We start from the raw sequence: 16,910 nt of genomic DNA, 5'->3' as shown, positions 1-16,910 counted from the left end.
CGCCGCCGCGTTCAGCCCAGACTGGCCTCCTTCAGCTGCCGGATCTGGTCGCGCACGCGTGCGGCGTCCTCGAATTCCAGGTCCTTGGCGTGCTGGTACATCTGCTGTTCCAGCGCCTTGAGCCGGGCCGCCAACTGCGTCGGGCTGAGTGAACGGTAGTCGGCACCCTCTTCGGCCACTCCCGCCCGGCCCTTGCCCTTGCCCTTCCTGGCCTCCTTCTCGGCGGCGTCCGAACGCGCTCCTTCAAGCACGTCGACGATCGGGCGCGCGACCGAGCGCGGCACGATGCCGTGCTGCTCGTTGTACTCGACCTGCTTGGCGCGACGGCGATCGGTCTCATCGATCGCCGCCTGCATCGAACGGGTGATCTTGTCCGCATACAGGATCGCCTTGCCACGTACATTGCGGGCGGCACGGCCGATGGTCTGGATCAGCGAACCGGTGGAGCGCAGGAAGCCCTCCTTGTCGGCATCGAGGATCGCCACCAGCGACACTTCGGGCATGTCCAGGCCTTCGCGCAACAGGTTGATGCCCACCAGCACGTCGAACTTGCCCAGGCGCAGATCGCGGATGATCTCCACACGCTCGACCGTGTCCACATCCGAATGCAGGTAGCGGACCCGGATGCCGTGTTCGGTCAGGTATTCGGTGAGGTTCTCGGCCATGCGCTTGGTCAGCGTGGTGACCAGTACACGGTCACCGGCCTTGATGCGCGCATTGGCCTCGCTCATCAGGTCATCGACCTGGGTGCCCACCGGACGGATCTCCACCACGGGATCGATCAAGCCGGTCGGGCGCACCACCAGCTCGGTGATCTCGTCGCCGGCCTCGCGGTACTCATACGGACCCGGCGTGGCGGACACATAGATGCTGCGCGGGCAGCGCTCTTCCCACTCCTCGAAGCGCAGTGGACGGTTGTCCAGCGCCGAGGGCAGGCGGAAACCGAACTCGACCAGGGTCTCCTTGCGCGAGCGGTCGCCCTTGAACATGGCGCCGATCTGCGGAATGGTCACGTGCGATTCGTCGATCACCAGCAGCGCATCTGCCGGCAGGTAGTCGAACAGGGTCGGCGGCGGCTCGCCGGCATTCTTGCCGGTCAGATGCCGGGAGTAATTCTCGATGCCGTTGCAGTAACCGACCTCCGCCATCATTTCCAGATCGAACTGGGTGCGCTGCGCCAGGCGCTGCGCCTCGACCAGCTTGTTCTGCGCATACAGCTGCTCCAGGCGCTCCTTCAACTCGACCTTGATCGTCTCGATCGCCGCCAGCACGCGCTCGCGCGTGGTGGCGTAGTGGGTCTTCGGATACACCGTGAAGCGCTGCATGTTGCGCAGCGTCTCGCCGGTGAGCGGATCGAACAAGGTGATCTTCTCGACCTCGCCATCGAACAGCTCCAGGCGCAGGGCTTCGCTGTCCGACTCGGCCGGGAACACGTCGATCACTTCACCACGCACGCGGAACGTACCGCGCTGCAGCTCGTACTCGTTGCGCGTGTACTGCAGCTGGGTGAGGTGGTTGATCAGGTCGCGCTGGTCGATGCGCTCGCCCTTGGACAGGATCAGGCGCAACGACAGGTAGTCTTCCGGTGCACCCAGGCCGTAGATCGCCGACACCGTCGCCACCACGATCGCATCCGGGCGCGACAGCAGGGTCTTGGTCGCGGCCAGGCGCATCTGCTCGATGTGCTCGTTGATCGAACTGTCCTTCTCGATGAAGGTATCCGACGACGGCACGTAGGCTTCCGGCTGGTAGTAGTCGTAATAGCTGACGAAATACTCGACCGCGTTGTGCGGAAAGAATGCCTTGAACTCGCCGTACAGCTGCGCCGCCAGCGTCTTGTTCGGCGCCATGATCAGCGTCGGCTTCTGCACGTTCTGGATGACGTTGGCGATGGTATAGGTCTTGCCCGAGCCAGTGACGCCCAGCAAGGTCTGCTTGGCGATGCCCGCTTCGAAGTTGCTGGTCAGCTTCGCGATGGCATCAGGCTGGTCGCCGGCCGGCGAATACGGCGAGACGAGTTCGAAACGGTCGCTCATGGTGTTGCCAGTTCCCGGGAAGGATCAGTATACGGGGCAAGGGGTGACGGCCGGCTGAGGGGTTTCCGGGCAGTCGGGCGCGGTGGTGCCTGATGGCCCCGCCGGCGCTGGACAGGGGAGGCTGGACGCATGCGCCGCTTCCCCACCCCCGCCCCGCCGCGAGGCATGCATCTGGTCGAACTTCTGGTGGTGGTCGCGGTACTTGCCGTGATGCTGGCAGCAGGCTGGCCCGCCCTGCATTCGTCGCTGTTGCGGCACCGTGCGGATGCGCTGCAGTTGACTCTGCACGCCAGTTTCTCCAGCGCGCGCAGTGAAGCCCTGAAACGCCGCGAACTGATCGGACTGTGCGCCAGCGATGACGGTGAGCACTGCTCCCTCGACTGGAGCGCCGGATGGATCATCTATCGCAGTGGCGGGAAACGTGGCACGCCAGGATCTCCGGACGCCATCCTGGCCCACCATCTGGGCCGTACCGACATCGCGATCATTGCCCAGGCCAGCAGTGGACGGCCAATGCTGTTCTTCCAGCCTGACGGACGCAGCCCCGGCGCCAACATGACCCTGCGCATCTGCGCGGGAAGCCGGCTGCATGGCAGGCTGGTCGTCAACAATGGCGGCCGTGCCCGCAGCGAACGCGTGGACCGCACATTGCCCTGCTGACAGACTCCCGGAAAAAACAAAAGCCGCGATTTCTCGCGGCTTCTGCAGTATCTGGCGCCCGAAGTTGGACTCGAACCAACGACCCCCTGATTAACAGTCAAGTGCTCTAACCGGCTGAGCTATTCGGGCGAGGAGGCGCATTGTACTGGTCGTTCACAGGAAGATCAACACCTGATTTACCAGCAATCGGACAGCGTCCCCTCTGCTGTCTTGCGGTTGGCCTGGTCAAGGCTCAATTTGCCGCAGCTGTCCTTGACCTGGGTGCCCTGCGGGCTGGCGGTGATGGTGAAGGTCGTGCCGTCTCCCTTGAATGCCAGGTTGTAGCGCGCGGTACCGCCCTCGCGTGGCGATACCTTGCTGGGCAATGTAAAGCCCGAGTAAGAGTTGTTGCTCGAATGATAACGCTCGGCTCGCTGCGCATACTCAACCAGATCAGCCTTCACCGCTGCGCGGTGCGAGCGACGCACGTACTGCTGGTAGGACGGGATGACGATCGCGGCCAGGATACCGATGACGATCACCACCACCATCAGCTCAATCAGTGTGAAACCACCTGCCCGACGAGGCGAGGACATGCTCAACATGGAAGGAGTTCCTCGAACCGTAGTCATTGGAGCTGGCGCCAGGATTGGCGACCACAGGGATACGGAAGATACAGCGACTGGCTGCCAGCGGCACCTACGACCATCCAGCACGAACTGCCGCCAGGCGGACCTTCCTTGCCACTTCCCAATCGCGGTATCACCGACAACGACACGTCACGGATCGGCGCGGTGCCTTCGCTCTTCAGCGCAATACCAGCCGTCCCCTGCGCGGGCTTACTGCCCTTGGGCGAGCCCTTCCGCACGTTCTCCAGCGCCGCTGCACCCGTCAGCGACGACAGTCCGAACAACCAGTTCGAGCCGCTTGTCGAGCAACCCACGCTTTCCAGATTGGGAACATAAGTCGGCATGAACATGATGCCACTCACCAGCAGCGGGTTTCCGACGAAACGCTCACCATTGCCAGTGGGCAGATTGATCATCCAGCCGCGGGCACCGGCGGGTGCATTGCCTGCTACGATCCTGCGCTCCTCCGCGCCGGTCGCCGGGGTATCAGCCGTGTACTGCACCAGGTTGCCGGCCGTCAGCGTCGTCACCGCACGCTTGCCGGAAGTATCGTTCAACGCATACAGCGCCTGCTGGCTCTTGTCGTCCTTGTCCGAGTAGAACGAGAAGCTTCCGGTACCGAAGTACAGCATCACACCACCAGACGGTCCTGTCGCAGCCGTCATGCCCCCGGTTATCGGCTGGCGGAAACTGCGACCATCGGTGTCCTGGGCCACCTTGCTGGTGAACACCGGTACCGACAACGCCGCGTTGGTGCCGTCCGTCAGGTCGAACTTCCATATGGCGCCACGCTGGTCGGCCGCGTACACGGTATCGGCCAGGCCATCACGCCCCCGGAGATCCTGCTTGTCGCCCCGCCAACGATCCACCACTACCACACTGCCGAGACCATTGTCGCCACTGATGGCACTAGCCGAGCTGCCCTCGGCAGCCTGGATCATGCGCACGCTGCCACTGGCCATGTCCACCACAAACAGAACCGCCTTGCGATTGAGGCTGTTGTAGCCATTGCCAAAGATGGCCTTCCACGCGATGCCGTTGCCCTCCTTCACCGGCACGATTACCGGCTTGCCCAGGACGAAGCCGATGTTGTTGCGCACGTTCTCGGCCAGCGACGGGTTGATGTCATTGATTTCCCACATCACCTGGCCGGTACCGAAGCTATCCGGCGTACTGACGTCCAGGGCAAACACGGAGCGACCACCGGCACCGGCCGTACCCACCAGACCTGTCTGCCAGGTGCTTCCATTCAACATGTCCGAGACTGTGATCGGCCCGTCGACGTAGTAACGATGCCGGAACGTCTGGTCCTTGCTGTCTGCCTTGTAGGGGAACAGCAGGTTCGCCATATGGCCCAATGCAGTTGCCGGGATGTAGGCAAAGCTCTCGCGACCACCGGAGCTGTCCATCTCGCCGGATGCACCCATGCCACCGTCGAAGGCATGCAGCATGCCGTCATTCGCACCGACATAGACCATGTAGCGACGCCCCTTGGCCTTGGTCTCAAGGTACTTGGCGTAGCTGACCGCGTAGTCACCTCCGAGCTGGCGGTAGCCATAGTCGTCTACAGGCGAACTCACTACAGGAGCGGAGGTGACGATGTCACCCAGCGGTGTCGTGCGGTCACGGTACTTGCCACCGTTGCGCTTCTCGGTCGTTGCGTCAGCTTTCAGGTAACGGATGGCGGAGCCGAGGTCGGCCTCGATCGACTTCAACTTGACATCCGAGCACACCAGCATCGTTGGGTACTTGCCATCCGGCTTGCTGCACAGGTCGGTCAGGCTGATATTGGTCTCGCCGAAGTCAACCACCGTACCCGCCTTGTTGGCAACGATACGACGCCCCGTCGACGACAGCTTGGCCGACGCCTCCCAGGCCTCACTGAACACCGCAACCTGGTCGCTGTTGATCTTGACCGTCGCCGCCTTGAGCGTGCTCGACCAGTCCGTTGCGCTGTTGCGGATGTCATAGCTGGGCGTCACCGACAAGGAGCCCACGCCGATTCGGGCGCCGGTCATACCCAGCGTTCCCGAGGGAGACTTGCCGCTGGTGATCGACTCCAGGACGCGACGCATGGCAACCGTCACATCATTGGGTGTCTGTGCATTGATGAACTCGCCACGGCTGTTCAGCGCGGCGTGCCAGATTTCGTCGACGACCGTGCCATCGTCAACCTTCGACGGATCCGGATTGCTGTTCCAGCTCGGTGGATTCTTGAACGGATCGGCTGTTGCAGCGGCATTGACGCCATAGATGCGCCCCTGCGCCCCGAGCGTGACGCCATAAAAATTCATGTGCAGATCCGTCTGGCAATCGAGCCGTTTCCATTCCACGGAACTCTTGTCCAGCGTTGCGCACTTCTCATCCACCGGAACCTGCCCCTTGGCGAAGCCCGTGTCCTCGCGCAACGGCGTCTTGCTGCCCGCATAGTAGGCGGCGGTGATGTCGGCCATCGTGTTGCTGTAGCCGTCCGCAAACGGAATGGACGGAAGATGGGTCGAGTTGACCGCGTCGGCGTTGTTGAAGGAACCGTTGGGCGTGTTGCCCGAATTGGTGTAGCCGTCGGTGAACAGCATGCCACCATTACGCTGGCAGGCCCGGATCACCGGCGCACCATCGTCGGTGCGACGGAATTGTTCGGCCAGGTACTCCACGGCACGACGGTTGGGCGTGCCGCTGATCGGATTCAACCCATAGATCTGCGTATACAGATCGGCGCGGTTGGTCACCAGATCGTGCATCTTCACGTTCTTCAGGTCGTTGATCGTGAAGTAGCCCACGCGCATGTTGTCGACACCGTACAGGGCCTCCACCGACGCGCCCACGATGGCCAGCGTGCGATTGCGGTGATACTGGAACCAGTTGGCGAAGTTCTGGATCGCCAGTCCATAGGCCCCGTCGATGTCGTAGTTGCCGCTCTTGATCTGGTAACGGCGCAGATTGCAGTTGGGCCCGCAGGCACCGGCGATCACCGGGCGGCTGTTGTCATCACTCTTGTAACCATAGGGCGCCGGAGCATTCTCCGGTAGATAGAACGTCGCAGGGTAGTACTCCACACCATACTTCACTGATGACGTAATGCTACGCGCGGCTGTCTGCCAGCTGCCGTTACGGTAATAACGGTTGTCGGTATCCTTCAGATCCGGAATGCGCATGCCATTGACGAACTGGAACGCTTCACCTGAGCGCGAACGTACGTTCGTCACGTCATACGAAATCCTGTTGCCAGCGAAGCCAGCACGAGGATCCACAAGTGCGGCGGTCAGCTTGGCGTCGTCCCAGCGTGTGCCGTCCGCCCGGATCCAGGGACGGTACGTGACCGCTGGGTTGAAGTAGCTCGCATTGTAGGTGTGCGAACGGGCAAACCCGAAGATGTCCAGCGGCGGGATGGCCTGGCCCGCACCGTAGTTGCTGTTGAAGTCGCTGTGCGGATAGAGGTAAAGGTAGCAATCCGCGTACGCATTGTTGTTCCGGTCATAGCAACTCGAGCCGATGTCGCTGAACCGCCCGGCTGCACTGAAGAAGCTCCCGGTCGAGCTGTTCCAGATCATGCGGCCATCGCCACCCGGGAACATGCGCTCGAACATCATCGAATTGGAATCATCCACCGCCATGATGAACGCTGGCGGCGTCTGCACCTGTACGTTCATCGGCTCCTGCGCAAGAACACCCTGCGCCTGGGCGGCCATCAGCGTATGCACCAGATAGCCACCGGCGGCGAGGACGGCGAAGCCAACGCCCGCCAGGATTCTACGATTTCGCGTGTTCATGGGCTCCCCACCCTCACAGCTTGAATACGGTATCGACCGCCGATCGCGAGGTCGCGTCGGAGGTTGTGTCGCTGGCATACGTCGTGATCTGGTAGACCGGCGTAGCCGTTTCCAGCGGCTTGCCCATGTCCAGCGCCCCCTCCCCCTGGATGCACCCCTGGATCTGCCGCACTTTTACCGCCGGCTTGCTACCCAGCTTGGTCTTGGCGACCCAATCGGATGGATCGAAGCCGTCATCACAGCGCTGATCGATATCGGCGGAACTCACAATCGGGTTGTCGCCCACTGATTGCCGGTTGGCGATCTTCTCCACAGCGTTCTCGGCGCCGCGGGCCGCGCCTTCTGCATTCTGGAAAGCAAGGCTGCCTGCCCGGTAGCCCGATGCCATGCGCTCCTGCATGCCGGCGACCTGCATGCCAATCACCCCGAGCAGGGCCAGCAGGATCAGCAGGATCAACGCGACATACAGCACGGCACCGCGCTGGCGGGCAGGACGCGAGAGGGAACGTCGCAGGGATCGAGTGGATGCACGCATGGTCGTCAGTTCCCGAACAGGCGGTTGCGGAGCGCAACGGAGACTTCATAGGCGCCACGGTGGCGCTGGTCATAGGGGCTGCCCGGAGCAATGGTCACCCCGAGCACACCCAGATAAGTGTCGGCCGTACCCGGCGCCTCAGCGGAAGCACGTTGCGGACTCCTGGCCAGCAGGCCCACCTGCACCATGCCAACGCGACGCCATGCCGCGGTTGCCGTTGCATCCGTTGCCGTACTGACATTGCTGGCCACACGCTGATCGACAATACGCCCGGTCGGCGGTGTCGCCAAGGCGATATCCGTCGTCGCGTCCAGGCCGTACAGCAGCTGCATGCTCTCGATGCCTTCCACCAGCTCCTCGCCAGCGGCATAGCCGCCTGCGCCATTCGAGCGCGCTCTGTAGAGCGCCGGTTCGTTGTTGGCGTTGGCTGCGATGTAGTACACCAGTCCATCGGCCCGGTACAGCATGGTCATCGCGTTGTTCACGGAGTAGCTGGTCAGGTCCACCTTGTCGACCTTCACGGTGGACTCGGTCGCCGAGCCGGTGAACACGTCGGCACGCGTGCAATCGGCCAATGCGAACACGGTCGGGGTGCCTGCGGCATTGGCCTTCAGGCGTGCCATCCCCTCGCGGGATACGCTCAGCGTGGTTGCCGAGCCATCCACGCTTGCCCCGGTCACAACAGCCCCCTCGGCGCTGAGCAGGCGCAGCACCAGGATGTCACTGCCAGGCAGCGGCTTTGGCGCCAGGTCCGTGATGCTCTTCGGCACCGAGGCTGCCGCGCTCCACGTTCGCCCAAGCGTCAGAGTATCAGTCGGCGCAGTCCCAGCCGCCTCATAGCCTTGGATCGGCACAGAAAAGTCCAGCGGATCACCGCTACCGGAGGCGATGCCCAGGTTGTAACGCACGTCACCGGTGTTCTTGATCAGATGCGCCTGGTCGTTCACGCAACCAAAATGCCCTGCCATGCGTAGATCACGCTGCAGGAAATCCAAGGCAAAGCGCGCGTTTTCCTGGGTCCGCGCGGCACCTTCGGAAAGTCGTGAAGCAGCGCGCGATGCAATGAATATCTGGGTAATACCCAGCATCAGCACCAAACCGATGACCATGGCGATCATCAGTTCAATCAGCGACAGACCGCGGGCGCGCAGGGAGGGACTCATGGGAGCATTCACAGGAAGGTGGTCAGGCCAAAGGTAGTGAGGCTGTCGGGATTCTCGGGATCCCACCGCTGGTCTCCCCAGGTGATCGCAACACTGACCTGACCGGTACTCTGTGTAAACGTGACCTGCGCACTGGCCTTCTCGCCGAGAGTCTTGACGACCTCGCACTGCCAACGGGCAACATTGGTTTTCGGCGTCACCGCTGCACCGGTCGGCCAGGCACAGGCGCCGCGGGCGGTGACCGACCCAGCCGTGAACGAAGCACCCGAATAGGCGCCACCGGCCAGAGTATCGGTGCGCTGCGCACGCATCAGTTCAATCAGATCGTTGGCCAGGTTGGTAGCCTGCGTACGGTAGTTCGCGCTCTGCACGAAGCGGACGTTGGTGGTCTGGAGCAACGCAAAGCCGAGCAGGCCGAACGCCAGGATCAGTAGCGCGACCATCACTTCGATCAGACTGAAACCGCCCTGCGAAGAACGGGGGCGGGCGAGATTGCGACGGCTCATGTGCAGGTCCCCTTGGTCACCCGGACCTGGCCGGACTGGTTGACGATCAGCGTTCTTCTGCCTTCGCCGGTTTTGCAGGCATCCGGTGACAGCACCAGCGTCTGGTCGGCCGCGGCCTTGCGGCGACCGCGACCATCGAAGACTATGACCTCCCCCGCAGGTCCCACCACGCTCAGCTGCGGGTTGCCCTGCGAAAACCGAAGAACGGTGTCGCTGCCACCCAACTGGCCATCGCCATCAAGATCCGACCAAGCCAGGACACCCTTGGTCCAGCTGCCATCGCAGGCGGTGCCGTCAGCGCTTCCGCAAACGCCACCACCACGGTTGTTGCGGATACCTTCGCTTCGCGCCAGATTGGCCAGGGCCATCAGCTCGTTACTGGCGGTAGCCACCCGGTTCGAACGCATCATGCTGCGGAAGCTGGGATACGCGATCGACGCCAGGATCACGAAGACGGTCAACGTGACCATCAACTCGATCAATGTAAAGCCTCTTTCCCGGCGCAAAGACATTGGACGCTCCCCAGCGTGTTGATGGCCACGATGGGCCATCGCCCTGCCACCGGCAAGCGGCGGCAGGATGAACGGTCATTCCGGGGCGACGAGCGTCAAGGCCTTGACGACCCGCCCTCCCCCGCCTCTACCGGCGCGATCCCCATCGCGCCGGCGCAGGCTCAGGCCAGCACCTGGTAGCAGGGCTGGTATTCACCGGAGATCTTCATCCGGCGCTGCTCGACGAAGGCGCGCAGCAGCGCGTCCAGGGCCTGCATCATGTCCGGGTCGCCATGGATCTGGAACGGCCCGAACTCCTCGATGCGGCGCATGCCATCTTCCTTCACGTTGCCGGCCACGATGCCCGAGAATGCCCGGCGCAGATCGGCCGCCAGCGCGTGCGGTGCACGCCCGTGGTGCAGGTCCAGCGCAGCCATCGCCTCGTGGGTCGGCACGAACGGCTGCTGGTACTCCCACGGAATCTCGATCGACCAGTTGAAGAAGAACGAGTCCTTCTGCGCCAGGCGATGCTCACGCACGCGCTTGATGCCGTTGGCCATCTTCTTCGCCACTGCCACCGGGTCGCCGATGATGATCTCGTAGCGCTCGGCGGCTGCGTCACCCAGGGTCAGGCGGATGAAGCGGTCGATCTGCTCGAAGTACGGCGCGGCCACGGTCGGGCCGGTCAGGATCAGCGGGAACGGCAGGTCCCTGTTCTCCTCACGCAGCAGGATGCCGAGCAGGTACAGAATCTCCTCGGCGGTGCCGACGCCACCGGCGAACACGATGATGCCGTGGCCGATGCGGACGAAGGCCTCCAAGCGCTTCTCGATGTCCGGCATGATCACCAGGTGGTTGACGATCGGATTCGGCGACTCGGCCGCGATGATGCCCGGCTCGGTCAGGCCGATGTAACGGGTGACCGTCCTGCGTTGCTTGGCATGGGCAATGGTGGCGCCCTTCATCGGGCCCTTCATCGCGCCCGGGCCGCAGCCGGTGCAGATGTCCAGGCCGCGCAGGCCCAGCTCGTAGCCCACCTGCTTGGTGTACAGGTATTCGTCACGCGAAATCGAGTGGCCACCCCAGCAGACGACCAGGTTCGGGTCGCCCGGGTTGAGGATGCGCGCGTTGCGCAGCAGGCCGAACACCGCGTTGGTGATGCCCTCGGACGACTCCAGCTCGGCCGCGTAGGCCGGGCCCATCTCGATGGCCATGTAGGCCAGATCACGCACCACCGCGAACAACAGTTCGGCGACGCCGCGGATGATCTCACCGTCGACGAAAGCCATCGCCGGTGCATTGACCAGGTCGATGCGCACGCCGCGATCCTGCTGCGCCACCTGGATGTCGAAATCGGGATACAGATCGCGCGCCGCGCGCGGATCGTCAGAAGCACTGCCGCTGGTCAGCACGGCCAGCGCGCAGCGGCGCAGCAGTTCGTGCATGCCGCCGGCAGACGCATCGCGCAGGCGGGCCACTTCGGCCCGCGACAGCACATCCAGCCCACCGCGCGGGTAGATCCGCGCGTCCTGCACCGGCAGTGCACGGGCTGATTTTTCGTTCGTGGTCATGTCCAATTTTTCGCTTCCTTCAAGGTTTCCGACTGTACTGCCGCCCCCTTAAAAAGCAAAACGGCCGGGAAGCCCGACCGTTGGATGTGTGCTTCCCGCGTTCGCCTTTCCGGGACCGCATCGGCGGCGTTGGCACCGCGCACATTTCTGGATGCTACGCCGATGCCAGGTGACCTGCAAGGGCTTTTGCCTGAACGGAAAACGGCCGGGTTTTCCCGGCCGTTTCCACTTACTGCTTCAAGCTCTGATGGATCAGAACTTGTACTTCACGGTCAGCTGCATCGACCAGCGCGACACCGCGGTGTTGCCCTTGTCGTTGTTGTTTTCCTGGACCGAGGAATCGTCCGCACCGGTGAACGAGTACACGTACTTGCCGGTGGCCGGATCGATACCCGCGAAGTTGCCCACGCGACGGGTGGCGTAGAAGCCGTAGTCGTCGATCAGGCCCCACTTCTTGTTGAGCAGGTTGCCGACATTCATGATGTCCAGCGCGATCTCACCCTTGTGGGTCTTCGCGAAGCCCGGGAACTCCTGGCTGATGCGGACATCGAAGCTGTTGACCCACTTGGCGCGGTGCTGGTTGGCCGGCACCGTGCTGCCACGATAGGCGTCGAGTTCCGGGTTCTGCGCCAGCCAGTCGAAGAACTTCTTCTCCATGTCCACGCCGCCAACGAACAGCACGTCACCCGGGCCCTTCGGCACGTAGAACAGGTCGTTACCGATTGCGCTGTCGCCGTTGGCATCGTTGTAGAACACGTAGCTGTACGGACGGCCCGAACGGCCTTCGTAGAACAGGCCCACGCGAGTGGCGTTGTCACCGAAGAAGTTGTGCTTCCACTCCAGGGTACCGGTGATACGGTCCTTGATCGCATAGCGCGAGTTGTACGCGATGTTCTCGTTGGCGTTCAGGATCTGGGTGTTGTTCCAGTTCGAGGTGTTCTGCGAGCTGGTCAGCGGGCTCACTTCCTTCGACTGGGTGTAGGTGTAACCCAGCGACCAGCCCCAGTTCTCGGTCAGCGGCTTGGCCAGCGAGAAGGTGGCCTGGCTGCCACGGCCCTTGTTCGTGTTGCGCAGGAGCAGCACGTCGCCGATGTTGTTCGGGCGGTAGTTGCGGTTCAGCACGCCATTGGTGCCGTTCTCCATGCCCAGATTGTCACCGGTGCGGTTGTCGATCTTGCTGTTGGCCTGGTTCAGGCCCTTGTCGTTCCAGTAGATCTCACGACCGTCCTGTGCGGACACGAAGGTCGGGCCATTGCCCTTGCCATCGGTCAGGTCCAGGCGTTCGAAGTACAGGCCATCCTTGACCTTGGTGAACAGCAGTTCGGCCGATGCCACGATGCCGTACCACGGCAGTTCGTGATCGAAGGCCAGGTTGGCCTTCCACACCGACGGCAGGCGGGTGCCCGGGTTGATGATGTCGACGTTCTGGCGCGCAACGATACGCGACGGGTCCGGAATGAACGGATTGTCGGCATCGACGCTGAAGCCACCCGGATTACCCGGAACGTTGTACTCGACGTAGTTCAGGCCGGTGTTCTGGTAAGCACCTGCCAGCCACACGTTCGGGGCAGCGCCGCCGAACAGGCCCACGCCGCCTCGCAGCTGGGTCGGGCGATCGCTGTCGAAGGTGTAGTTGAAGCCGACACGCGGCTGGATCAGGCTCTTGTCCACCAGCTTGGTGTTGTTGTAACCATACAGCGTCTGGATGTCGGCGTTGTACTTGGTCTGGCTGGTGAAGTCCGGGATGTCCACGCGGACGCCGAACATCAGGCTCAGGTTGTAGTTGACCGCCCAGGTATCCTGGATGAACAGACCGGTGTTCTTCAGATGGAACTTGGCCGGAATGTCATCCAGGCTGCCGCCCGGACGCGGAACGCGCAGCTGGTAGCCGTTCGCGGTGCCCTTCAGGAACGAGGCCAGGTCACGGAAGTCATACGCGCCGTACAGGTTGCGGCCGTAGAAGTTCATCAGGTCGTTGTCGGTGTAATCGAAACCGAACTTGATGGTGTGGTCACCGACGTACCAGGTACCGGCACCGAAGGCGCTCAGTTCCTTCGACTCGACCAGGTTGGTGTGGGTGTTCTGCTCGGTACCCAGGTACAGCGAGTTGTTGCCGAAACGGACGCGCATCTGCGGCAGGTGCGAGGCAGCGACGCGGTTGGACGAGTAGTCCTTGTGCGAGATCTTGAACTCGGTCGAGAAGTTCTCGGACCAGTCGCTGAACAACTCACCCATCCAGGTTTCGTACTGGGTCGGCTGGGTGTACCAGAAATCGCTCAGCGAGAGTGCGCTGCTGCTGACCTGCGGGAAGCGGACGACGTCCTGCTTCATCTTGTTGTAGCGCAGGGCCGCACGGTGGTTCTCGTTGATGTTCCAGTCCAGCTTGACCGCGTACTCTTCGATCTCGGTCTTGTTGTTCAGGTCGCTGACGCTACCCACCGGATGACCCAGTTCCGCCATGCGCTTCTGCACGGCCGAGATGTCGGCGTCGCTGATGCCCCCCTTCGCCGGATCCTTGTTGTACGGGCTTTCGCTCAGGCTGACGCCGCCACCGCTACGCTCGTACTTTTCGTAGTTGGTGAAGAAGAACAGCTTGTCCTTGACGATCGGGCCGCCGAAGGTCATGCCGTAGGTCTTCTCGTCCTTGAAGCCGTTGAAGTCCGTACGATCACCTTCCAGACGCGAACGGACCATGTCCTTGTCGCGGTACGAACCGTACACGGTGCCGTGGAATTCATTGGTACCCGACTTGGTCACGGCGTTGATCACCGCACCCGTACCACCAGCGATGGTGGTGTCGTAGTTGGCCAGGTCGATGTTGATTTCCTGGATGGCGTCCATCGACACCGGCTGACGCTCGGTCGGCAGGTTGTTGGAGCCCAGGCCGAACGGATCGGAGGCGCTGATGCCGTCGATGCGGATGGCGTTGTAACGGGTGTTCTGGCCACCGGCCGAGATCGCGCCGTCAGCCTTGCTGACCTGCGAGATGCGCGGATCCAGGCGGATGTAGTCCTGGATGTTGCGGTTGGCCGACGGCAGCGCGTCCATCGTTTCGCGCGTCACGTTGGTGCCGCTGCCCATCTTGGTGGCGCTGAACAGGTCCAGGCCGCCGGCGGTGGCGACAACGTTCACGGCGTCCAGGTTGGTCGCGGCCAGATCACCGCCCAGATTGGCGTTGACCGTGTTGACCTGGTTCAGGTTCAGGAAGACACCCTCTTCGGTCTTGGTGCCTTCACCGGACTTGGTGATGGTGATGGTGTACGGGCCACCCACGCGCAGGCCGCGCGCGTTGTAGCGACCCGACGCATCGGTGGTGGCACGCGAAACGGTGCCCGACTCGGTGTGGGTGATGGTGACTTCAGCGCCGACCACAGGCTGGCCTGCGGCGGACATCACCTGGCCGCCGACACCGGCAGAGGTGCTCTGGGCGAAGGCGGGAGCGGCGGCGAGCGCAGCCACGAGACCAAGGGTGAGCTTGGACATCCGGAGTGGGTGGGTCATTTTTCGGTAGCCTCGATGCGAGTTGGCGATGGCGGAAAAAAAGCGCATCCAAACAGCCCTGCGGGTGGCTGGTCGGACATTTATCTGGGGTTCCCTACCGCTTGGCTGAAGGAAGCCACAACGGTTAACACTAGATTAACACGCTACGCCATCAATGTGACGGTTGTGCGACAAACGGCACCGGATCGCAACGCGATCGTGACGGGTTCTTCACTCCGCCTTTCCCCGGGATTTACTCGCCGGGGGGCGCCTCGCTGGCATCGAGAATCTGGCCGCGCCAGGTAGCGCCAGCACCGGACAACAGGGTCACGGCCGCGGCGGCGGCGGCCTCCGGGCCTTGCGCGGCCGGGTCCTGGTCGACGGAATAGGCCCGGGCCCGCAGGGCTGTGCGCAGCGGACCGGGGTACAGGCCACTCACCCTTACCGGGCTGCGGCCGAGTTCGTCGTGCAGGCTGGCGATCAGGCCACGCAGGCCATGCTGGGCCACACCGTAACCGCCCCAGTAGGCCTGGCCGACCCGTTCAGGGGCATCGACCGCAAACACCAGCGCCGCATCTTTACGCTGCCGCAGCAGCGGCAGGCAGGCCTGGGCCAGCCAAGCGGGCGCAGTCAGGGTGACGTGCACCGCGCGGGCAAAACTGGCCGGGTCTGCCAGCTCAAACGGGGTCAGGCCCGGGAAGTGAGCGGCACAGACCAGCAGGCCGTCCAGGCGCCCCAGCTCGCGCTGCAGGGCCTGGGCCAACTCGGCATAGTCGTCGGGGCCCGCGCCTTCCAGGTCCAGCGGATACAGCAGCGGCTCCGGGCCGACCGCCTGCACCTGGGCGTAGACACGGTCCAGGCGGCGAGGCTTGCGGCCCAGCAGAACCACGGTGGCCCCGGCGGCCGCAGCAGCCACTGCCGACGCACTACCCAATCCGCCACCGGCACCGGCAACCAGCACCACGCGATCCTGCAACGGGCGGCCATCGAGCGCCCCGTCGGTCGGTGACGTCGATGGCCAGGCACTCATCCCTGGGTTGCCTCTTCGACGATGCGCTTGAGCTCGCCGGCTTCGAACAGTTCAAGCACGATGTCACAGCCGCCGATCAGTTCACCGTTGATGAACAACTGCGGGAACGTCGGCAGGTTGGAAAAGCGCGGAAGGTTGGCGCGGATCTCCGGCTCTTCGAGCACGTTGACGGTGCGCAGGGTGACAGCACCGGCCGCCATCAACGCCTGTACTGCGCGGCTGGAAAAGCCGCACATCGGGTACTGCGGGGTGCCCTTCATGAACAGCACGAGCGGGTAACGATCGACCTCGGCCTGGATTTGCTGCATTACCGCCACAACCTCACTCCTTGCTTCGCCGGACAAACCGACCGCGGTGGTCGGCTAGACTGCCCACGGTAGCCGCCATTGTAAGCGGATGGAACCGGCTGCCGCCGCCCCTCTGGCCACGAACCTGTCCATGCCTGTCGAATTGCCTGCCCTGCCCTACCTTCCCGGCTCCCTGCAGCCACACCTGTCCGCACAAACCGTGGAATTGCATCACGGCCGCCACCATCGCGCCTATGTGGATGCCGTCAACGCAGGCATCCTCGGCACCGAGTGGGAGGAAGCGTCGCTGGAGGAGATCGTCCGCCACGCCCAGGGCACGCTGTTCGATGCTGCCGCCCAGGCCTGGAACCACGGCTTCTACTGGCAGTGCCTGCGACCGCGTGGCGGTGGCGAACCGCAGGGTCGCCTGGGCGAGCTGGTCAAGCGCCAGTTTGGCGACGTGCAGCGACTGCGCGAGGAATTCAACCGCACCGCACTGGGCCTGTTCGGTTCCGGCTGGGTCTGGCTGGTGCAGCATCCGGGTGGGCAGCTGGGCCTGCAGGCCACCCGCAATGCAGGTACGCCACTGACCGGTGAAAGCACCCCGCTGCTGTGCTGCGACGTCTGGGAGCACGCTTACTACACCGATTACCAGAATGATCGCGCGCGTTATCTGGACGCGTTCTGGCAGCTGGTCAATTGGGAGTTCGCCGAAAGCCAGCTGCGCTGACCCCCTGTAGAGCCGAGCCCATGCTCGGCTGTCCGGCCAGCCG

The 16,910-nt window shown here is 63.2% G+C and carries 13 protein-coding genes and 1 tRNA gene; 2 read left to right on the top strand and 12 right to left on the bottom strand.

Going from position 1 to position 16,910, the window contains the following annotated elements; translation table 11 throughout:
* Positions 1-11 precede the first annotated feature (11 nt).
* Positions 12-2,036 (bottom strand): excinuclease ABC subunit UvrB, encoded by a 2,025-nt coding sequence (gene uvrB, locus D7Y61_RS05935; protein ID WP_180865514.1) that lies wholly within the window; start codon positions 2,034-2,036, stop codon positions 12-14.
* A 165-nt stretch (positions 2,037-2,201) separates the two neighbouring features.
* Between uvrB and D7Y61_RS05930 the strand changes: the two genes are divergently transcribed.
* The gene (locus D7Y61_RS05930; RefSeq protein ID WP_180865562.1) at positions 2,202-2,696 is read left to right on the top strand and encodes a GspH/FimT family protein; all 495 of its coding nucleotides are present in this window, start codon (positions 2,202-2,204) and stop codon (positions 2,694-2,696) included.
* A gap of 52 nt (positions 2,697-2,748) precedes the next feature.
* Here the strand turns inward: D7Y61_RS05930 and D7Y61_RS05925 are convergent.
* The 11 genes from D7Y61_RS05925 to grxD form a co-directional block, all read right to left on the bottom strand.
* Positions 2,749-2,825, bottom strand: a tRNA-Asn gene (locus tag D7Y61_RS05925).
* A gap of 47 nt (positions 2,826-2,872) precedes the next feature.
* Entirely contained in the window at positions 2,873-3,280 is a 408-nt protein-coding gene (locus tag D7Y61_RS05920) for a type IV pilin protein (RefSeq protein ID WP_180865513.1), read from the bottom strand.
* A 23-nt stretch (positions 3,281-3,303) separates the two neighbouring features.
* The gene (locus D7Y61_RS05915; RefSeq protein WP_180865512.1) at positions 3,304-7,074 is read right to left on the bottom strand and encodes a pilus assembly protein; all 3,771 of its coding nucleotides are present in this window, start codon (positions 7,072-7,074) and stop codon (positions 3,304-3,306) included.
* 13 nt (positions 7,075-7,087) lie between these two features.
* Positions 7,088-7,609, bottom strand: a complete 522-nt coding sequence (locus D7Y61_RS05910; RefSeq protein WP_180865511.1) for a pilus assembly PilX family protein — start codon at positions 7,607-7,609, stop codon at positions 7,088-7,090.
* 5 nt (positions 7,610-7,614) lie between these two features.
* Positions 7,615-8,772 carry a PilW family protein gene (locus tag D7Y61_RS05905; RefSeq protein ID WP_180865561.1) on the bottom strand — a complete coding sequence of 386 codons (1,158 nt, stop codon included), beginning with the start codon at positions 8,770-8,772 and terminating at the stop codon, positions 7,615-7,617.
* An 8-nt stretch (positions 8,773-8,780) separates the two neighbouring features.
* Complete coding sequence (gene pilV / locus D7Y61_RS05900) at positions 8,781-9,278, bottom strand: type IV pilus modification protein PilV (RefSeq protein WP_180865510.1); 498 nt, start codon at positions 9,276-9,278, stop codon at positions 8,781-8,783.
* The gene (locus tag D7Y61_RS05895) at positions 9,275-9,790 is read right to left on the bottom strand and encodes a GspH/FimT family pseudopilin (RefSeq protein WP_180865509.1); all 516 of its coding nucleotides are present in this window, start codon (positions 9,788-9,790) and stop codon (positions 9,275-9,277) included. The genes pilV and D7Y61_RS05895 overlap by 4 nt, the downstream gene beginning before the upstream one ends.
* A gap of 161 nt (positions 9,791-9,951) precedes the next feature.
* Complete coding sequence (gene ppnN, locus D7Y61_RS05890; RefSeq protein ID WP_180865508.1) at positions 9,952-11,340, bottom strand: nucleotide 5'-monophosphate nucleosidase PpnN; 1,389 nt, start codon at positions 11,338-11,340, stop codon at positions 9,952-9,954.
* A 252-nt stretch (positions 11,341-11,592) separates the two neighbouring features.
* A complete protein-coding gene (locus D7Y61_RS05885) occupies positions 11,593-14,841 on the bottom strand; it encodes a TonB-dependent receptor (protein WP_180865507.1) in 3,249 nt (1,082 codons plus the stop codon).
* Between the two features lie 232 nt (positions 14,842-15,073).
* On the bottom strand, positions 15,074-15,850 hold the full coding sequence (locus D7Y61_RS05880) for an SDR family NAD(P)-dependent oxidoreductase (protein ID WP_180865506.1): 777 nt from the start codon (positions 15,848-15,850) through the stop codon (positions 15,074-15,076).
* Complete coding sequence (grxD, locus tag D7Y61_RS05875) at positions 15,847-16,167, bottom strand: Grx4 family monothiol glutaredoxin (protein WP_005408852.1); 321 nt, start codon at positions 16,165-16,167, stop codon at positions 15,847-15,849. Before grxD ends, D7Y61_RS05880 begins: the two co-directional genes overlap by 4 nt.
* A 121-nt stretch (positions 16,168-16,288) precedes the next feature.
* On the opposite strand from grxD, the gene D7Y61_RS05870 reads away from it, so the two are divergent.
* Positions 16,289-16,867, top strand: a complete 579-nt coding sequence (locus D7Y61_RS05870) for a superoxide dismutase (protein WP_180865505.1) — start codon at positions 16,289-16,291, stop codon at positions 16,865-16,867.
* The last annotated feature ends 43 nt before the right edge of the window (positions 16,868-16,910 follow it).

The sequence above is a fragment of the Stenotrophomonas maltophilia genome, from assembly GCF_013464485.1.
Classification (GTDB): domain Bacteria; phylum Pseudomonadota; class Gammaproteobacteria; order Xanthomonadales; family Xanthomonadaceae; genus Stenotrophomonas; species Stenotrophomonas maltophilia_AW.
Note: the sequence above shows the minus strand (reverse complement) of the source record. Positions and strands in the feature narration are given on the sequence as shown.

Excerpts from the sequence above, each read along its gene's own strand:
- pilV (WP_180865510.1), bottom strand. The coding sequence starts at position 9,278 with ATGAGCCGTCGCAATCTCGCCCGCCCCCGTTCTTCGCAGGGCGGTTTC.
- D7Y61_RS05920 (WP_180865513.1), bottom strand. The coding sequence starts at position 3,280 with ATGTTGAGCATGTCCTCGCCTCGTCGGGCAGGTGGTTTCACACTGATT.
- D7Y61_RS05895 (WP_180865509.1), bottom strand. The coding sequence starts at position 9,790 with ATGTCTTTGCGCCGGGAAAGAGGCTTTACATTGATCGAGTTGATGGTC.
- D7Y61_RS05905 (WP_180865561.1), bottom strand. The coding sequence starts at position 8,772 with ATGAGTCCCTCCCTGCGCGCCCGCGGTCTGTCGCTGATTGAACTGATG.
- D7Y61_RS05930 (WP_180865562.1), top strand. The coding sequence starts at position 2,202 with ATGCATCTGGTCGAACTTCTGGTGGTGGTCGCGGTACTTGCCGTGATG.
- D7Y61_RS05870 (WP_180865505.1), top strand. The coding sequence starts at position 16,289 with ATGCCTGTCGAATTGCCTGCCCTGCCCTACCTTCCCGGCTCCCTGCAG.
- uvrB (WP_180865514.1), bottom strand. The coding sequence starts at position 2,036 with ATGAGCGACCGTTTCGAACTCGTCTCGCCGTATTCGCCGGCCGGCGAC.
- D7Y61_RS05915 (WP_180865512.1), bottom strand. The coding sequence starts at position 7,074 with ATGAACACGCGAAATCGTAGAATCCTGGCGGGCGTTGGCTTCGCCGTC.
- D7Y61_RS05885 (WP_180865507.1), bottom strand. The coding sequence starts at position 14,841 with ATGACCCACCCACTCCGGATGTCCAAGCTCACCCTTGGTCTCGTGGCT.
- D7Y61_RS05880 (WP_180865506.1), bottom strand. The coding sequence starts at position 15,850 with ATGAGTGCCTGGCCATCGACGTCACCGACCGACGGGGCGCTCGATGGC.
- ppnN (WP_180865508.1), bottom strand. The coding sequence starts at position 11,340 with ATGACCACGAACGAAAAATCAGCCCGTGCACTGCCGGTGCAGGACGCG.
- D7Y61_RS05910 (WP_180865511.1), bottom strand. The coding sequence starts at position 7,609 with ATGCGTGCATCCACTCGATCCCTGCGACGTTCCCTCTCGCGTCCTGCC.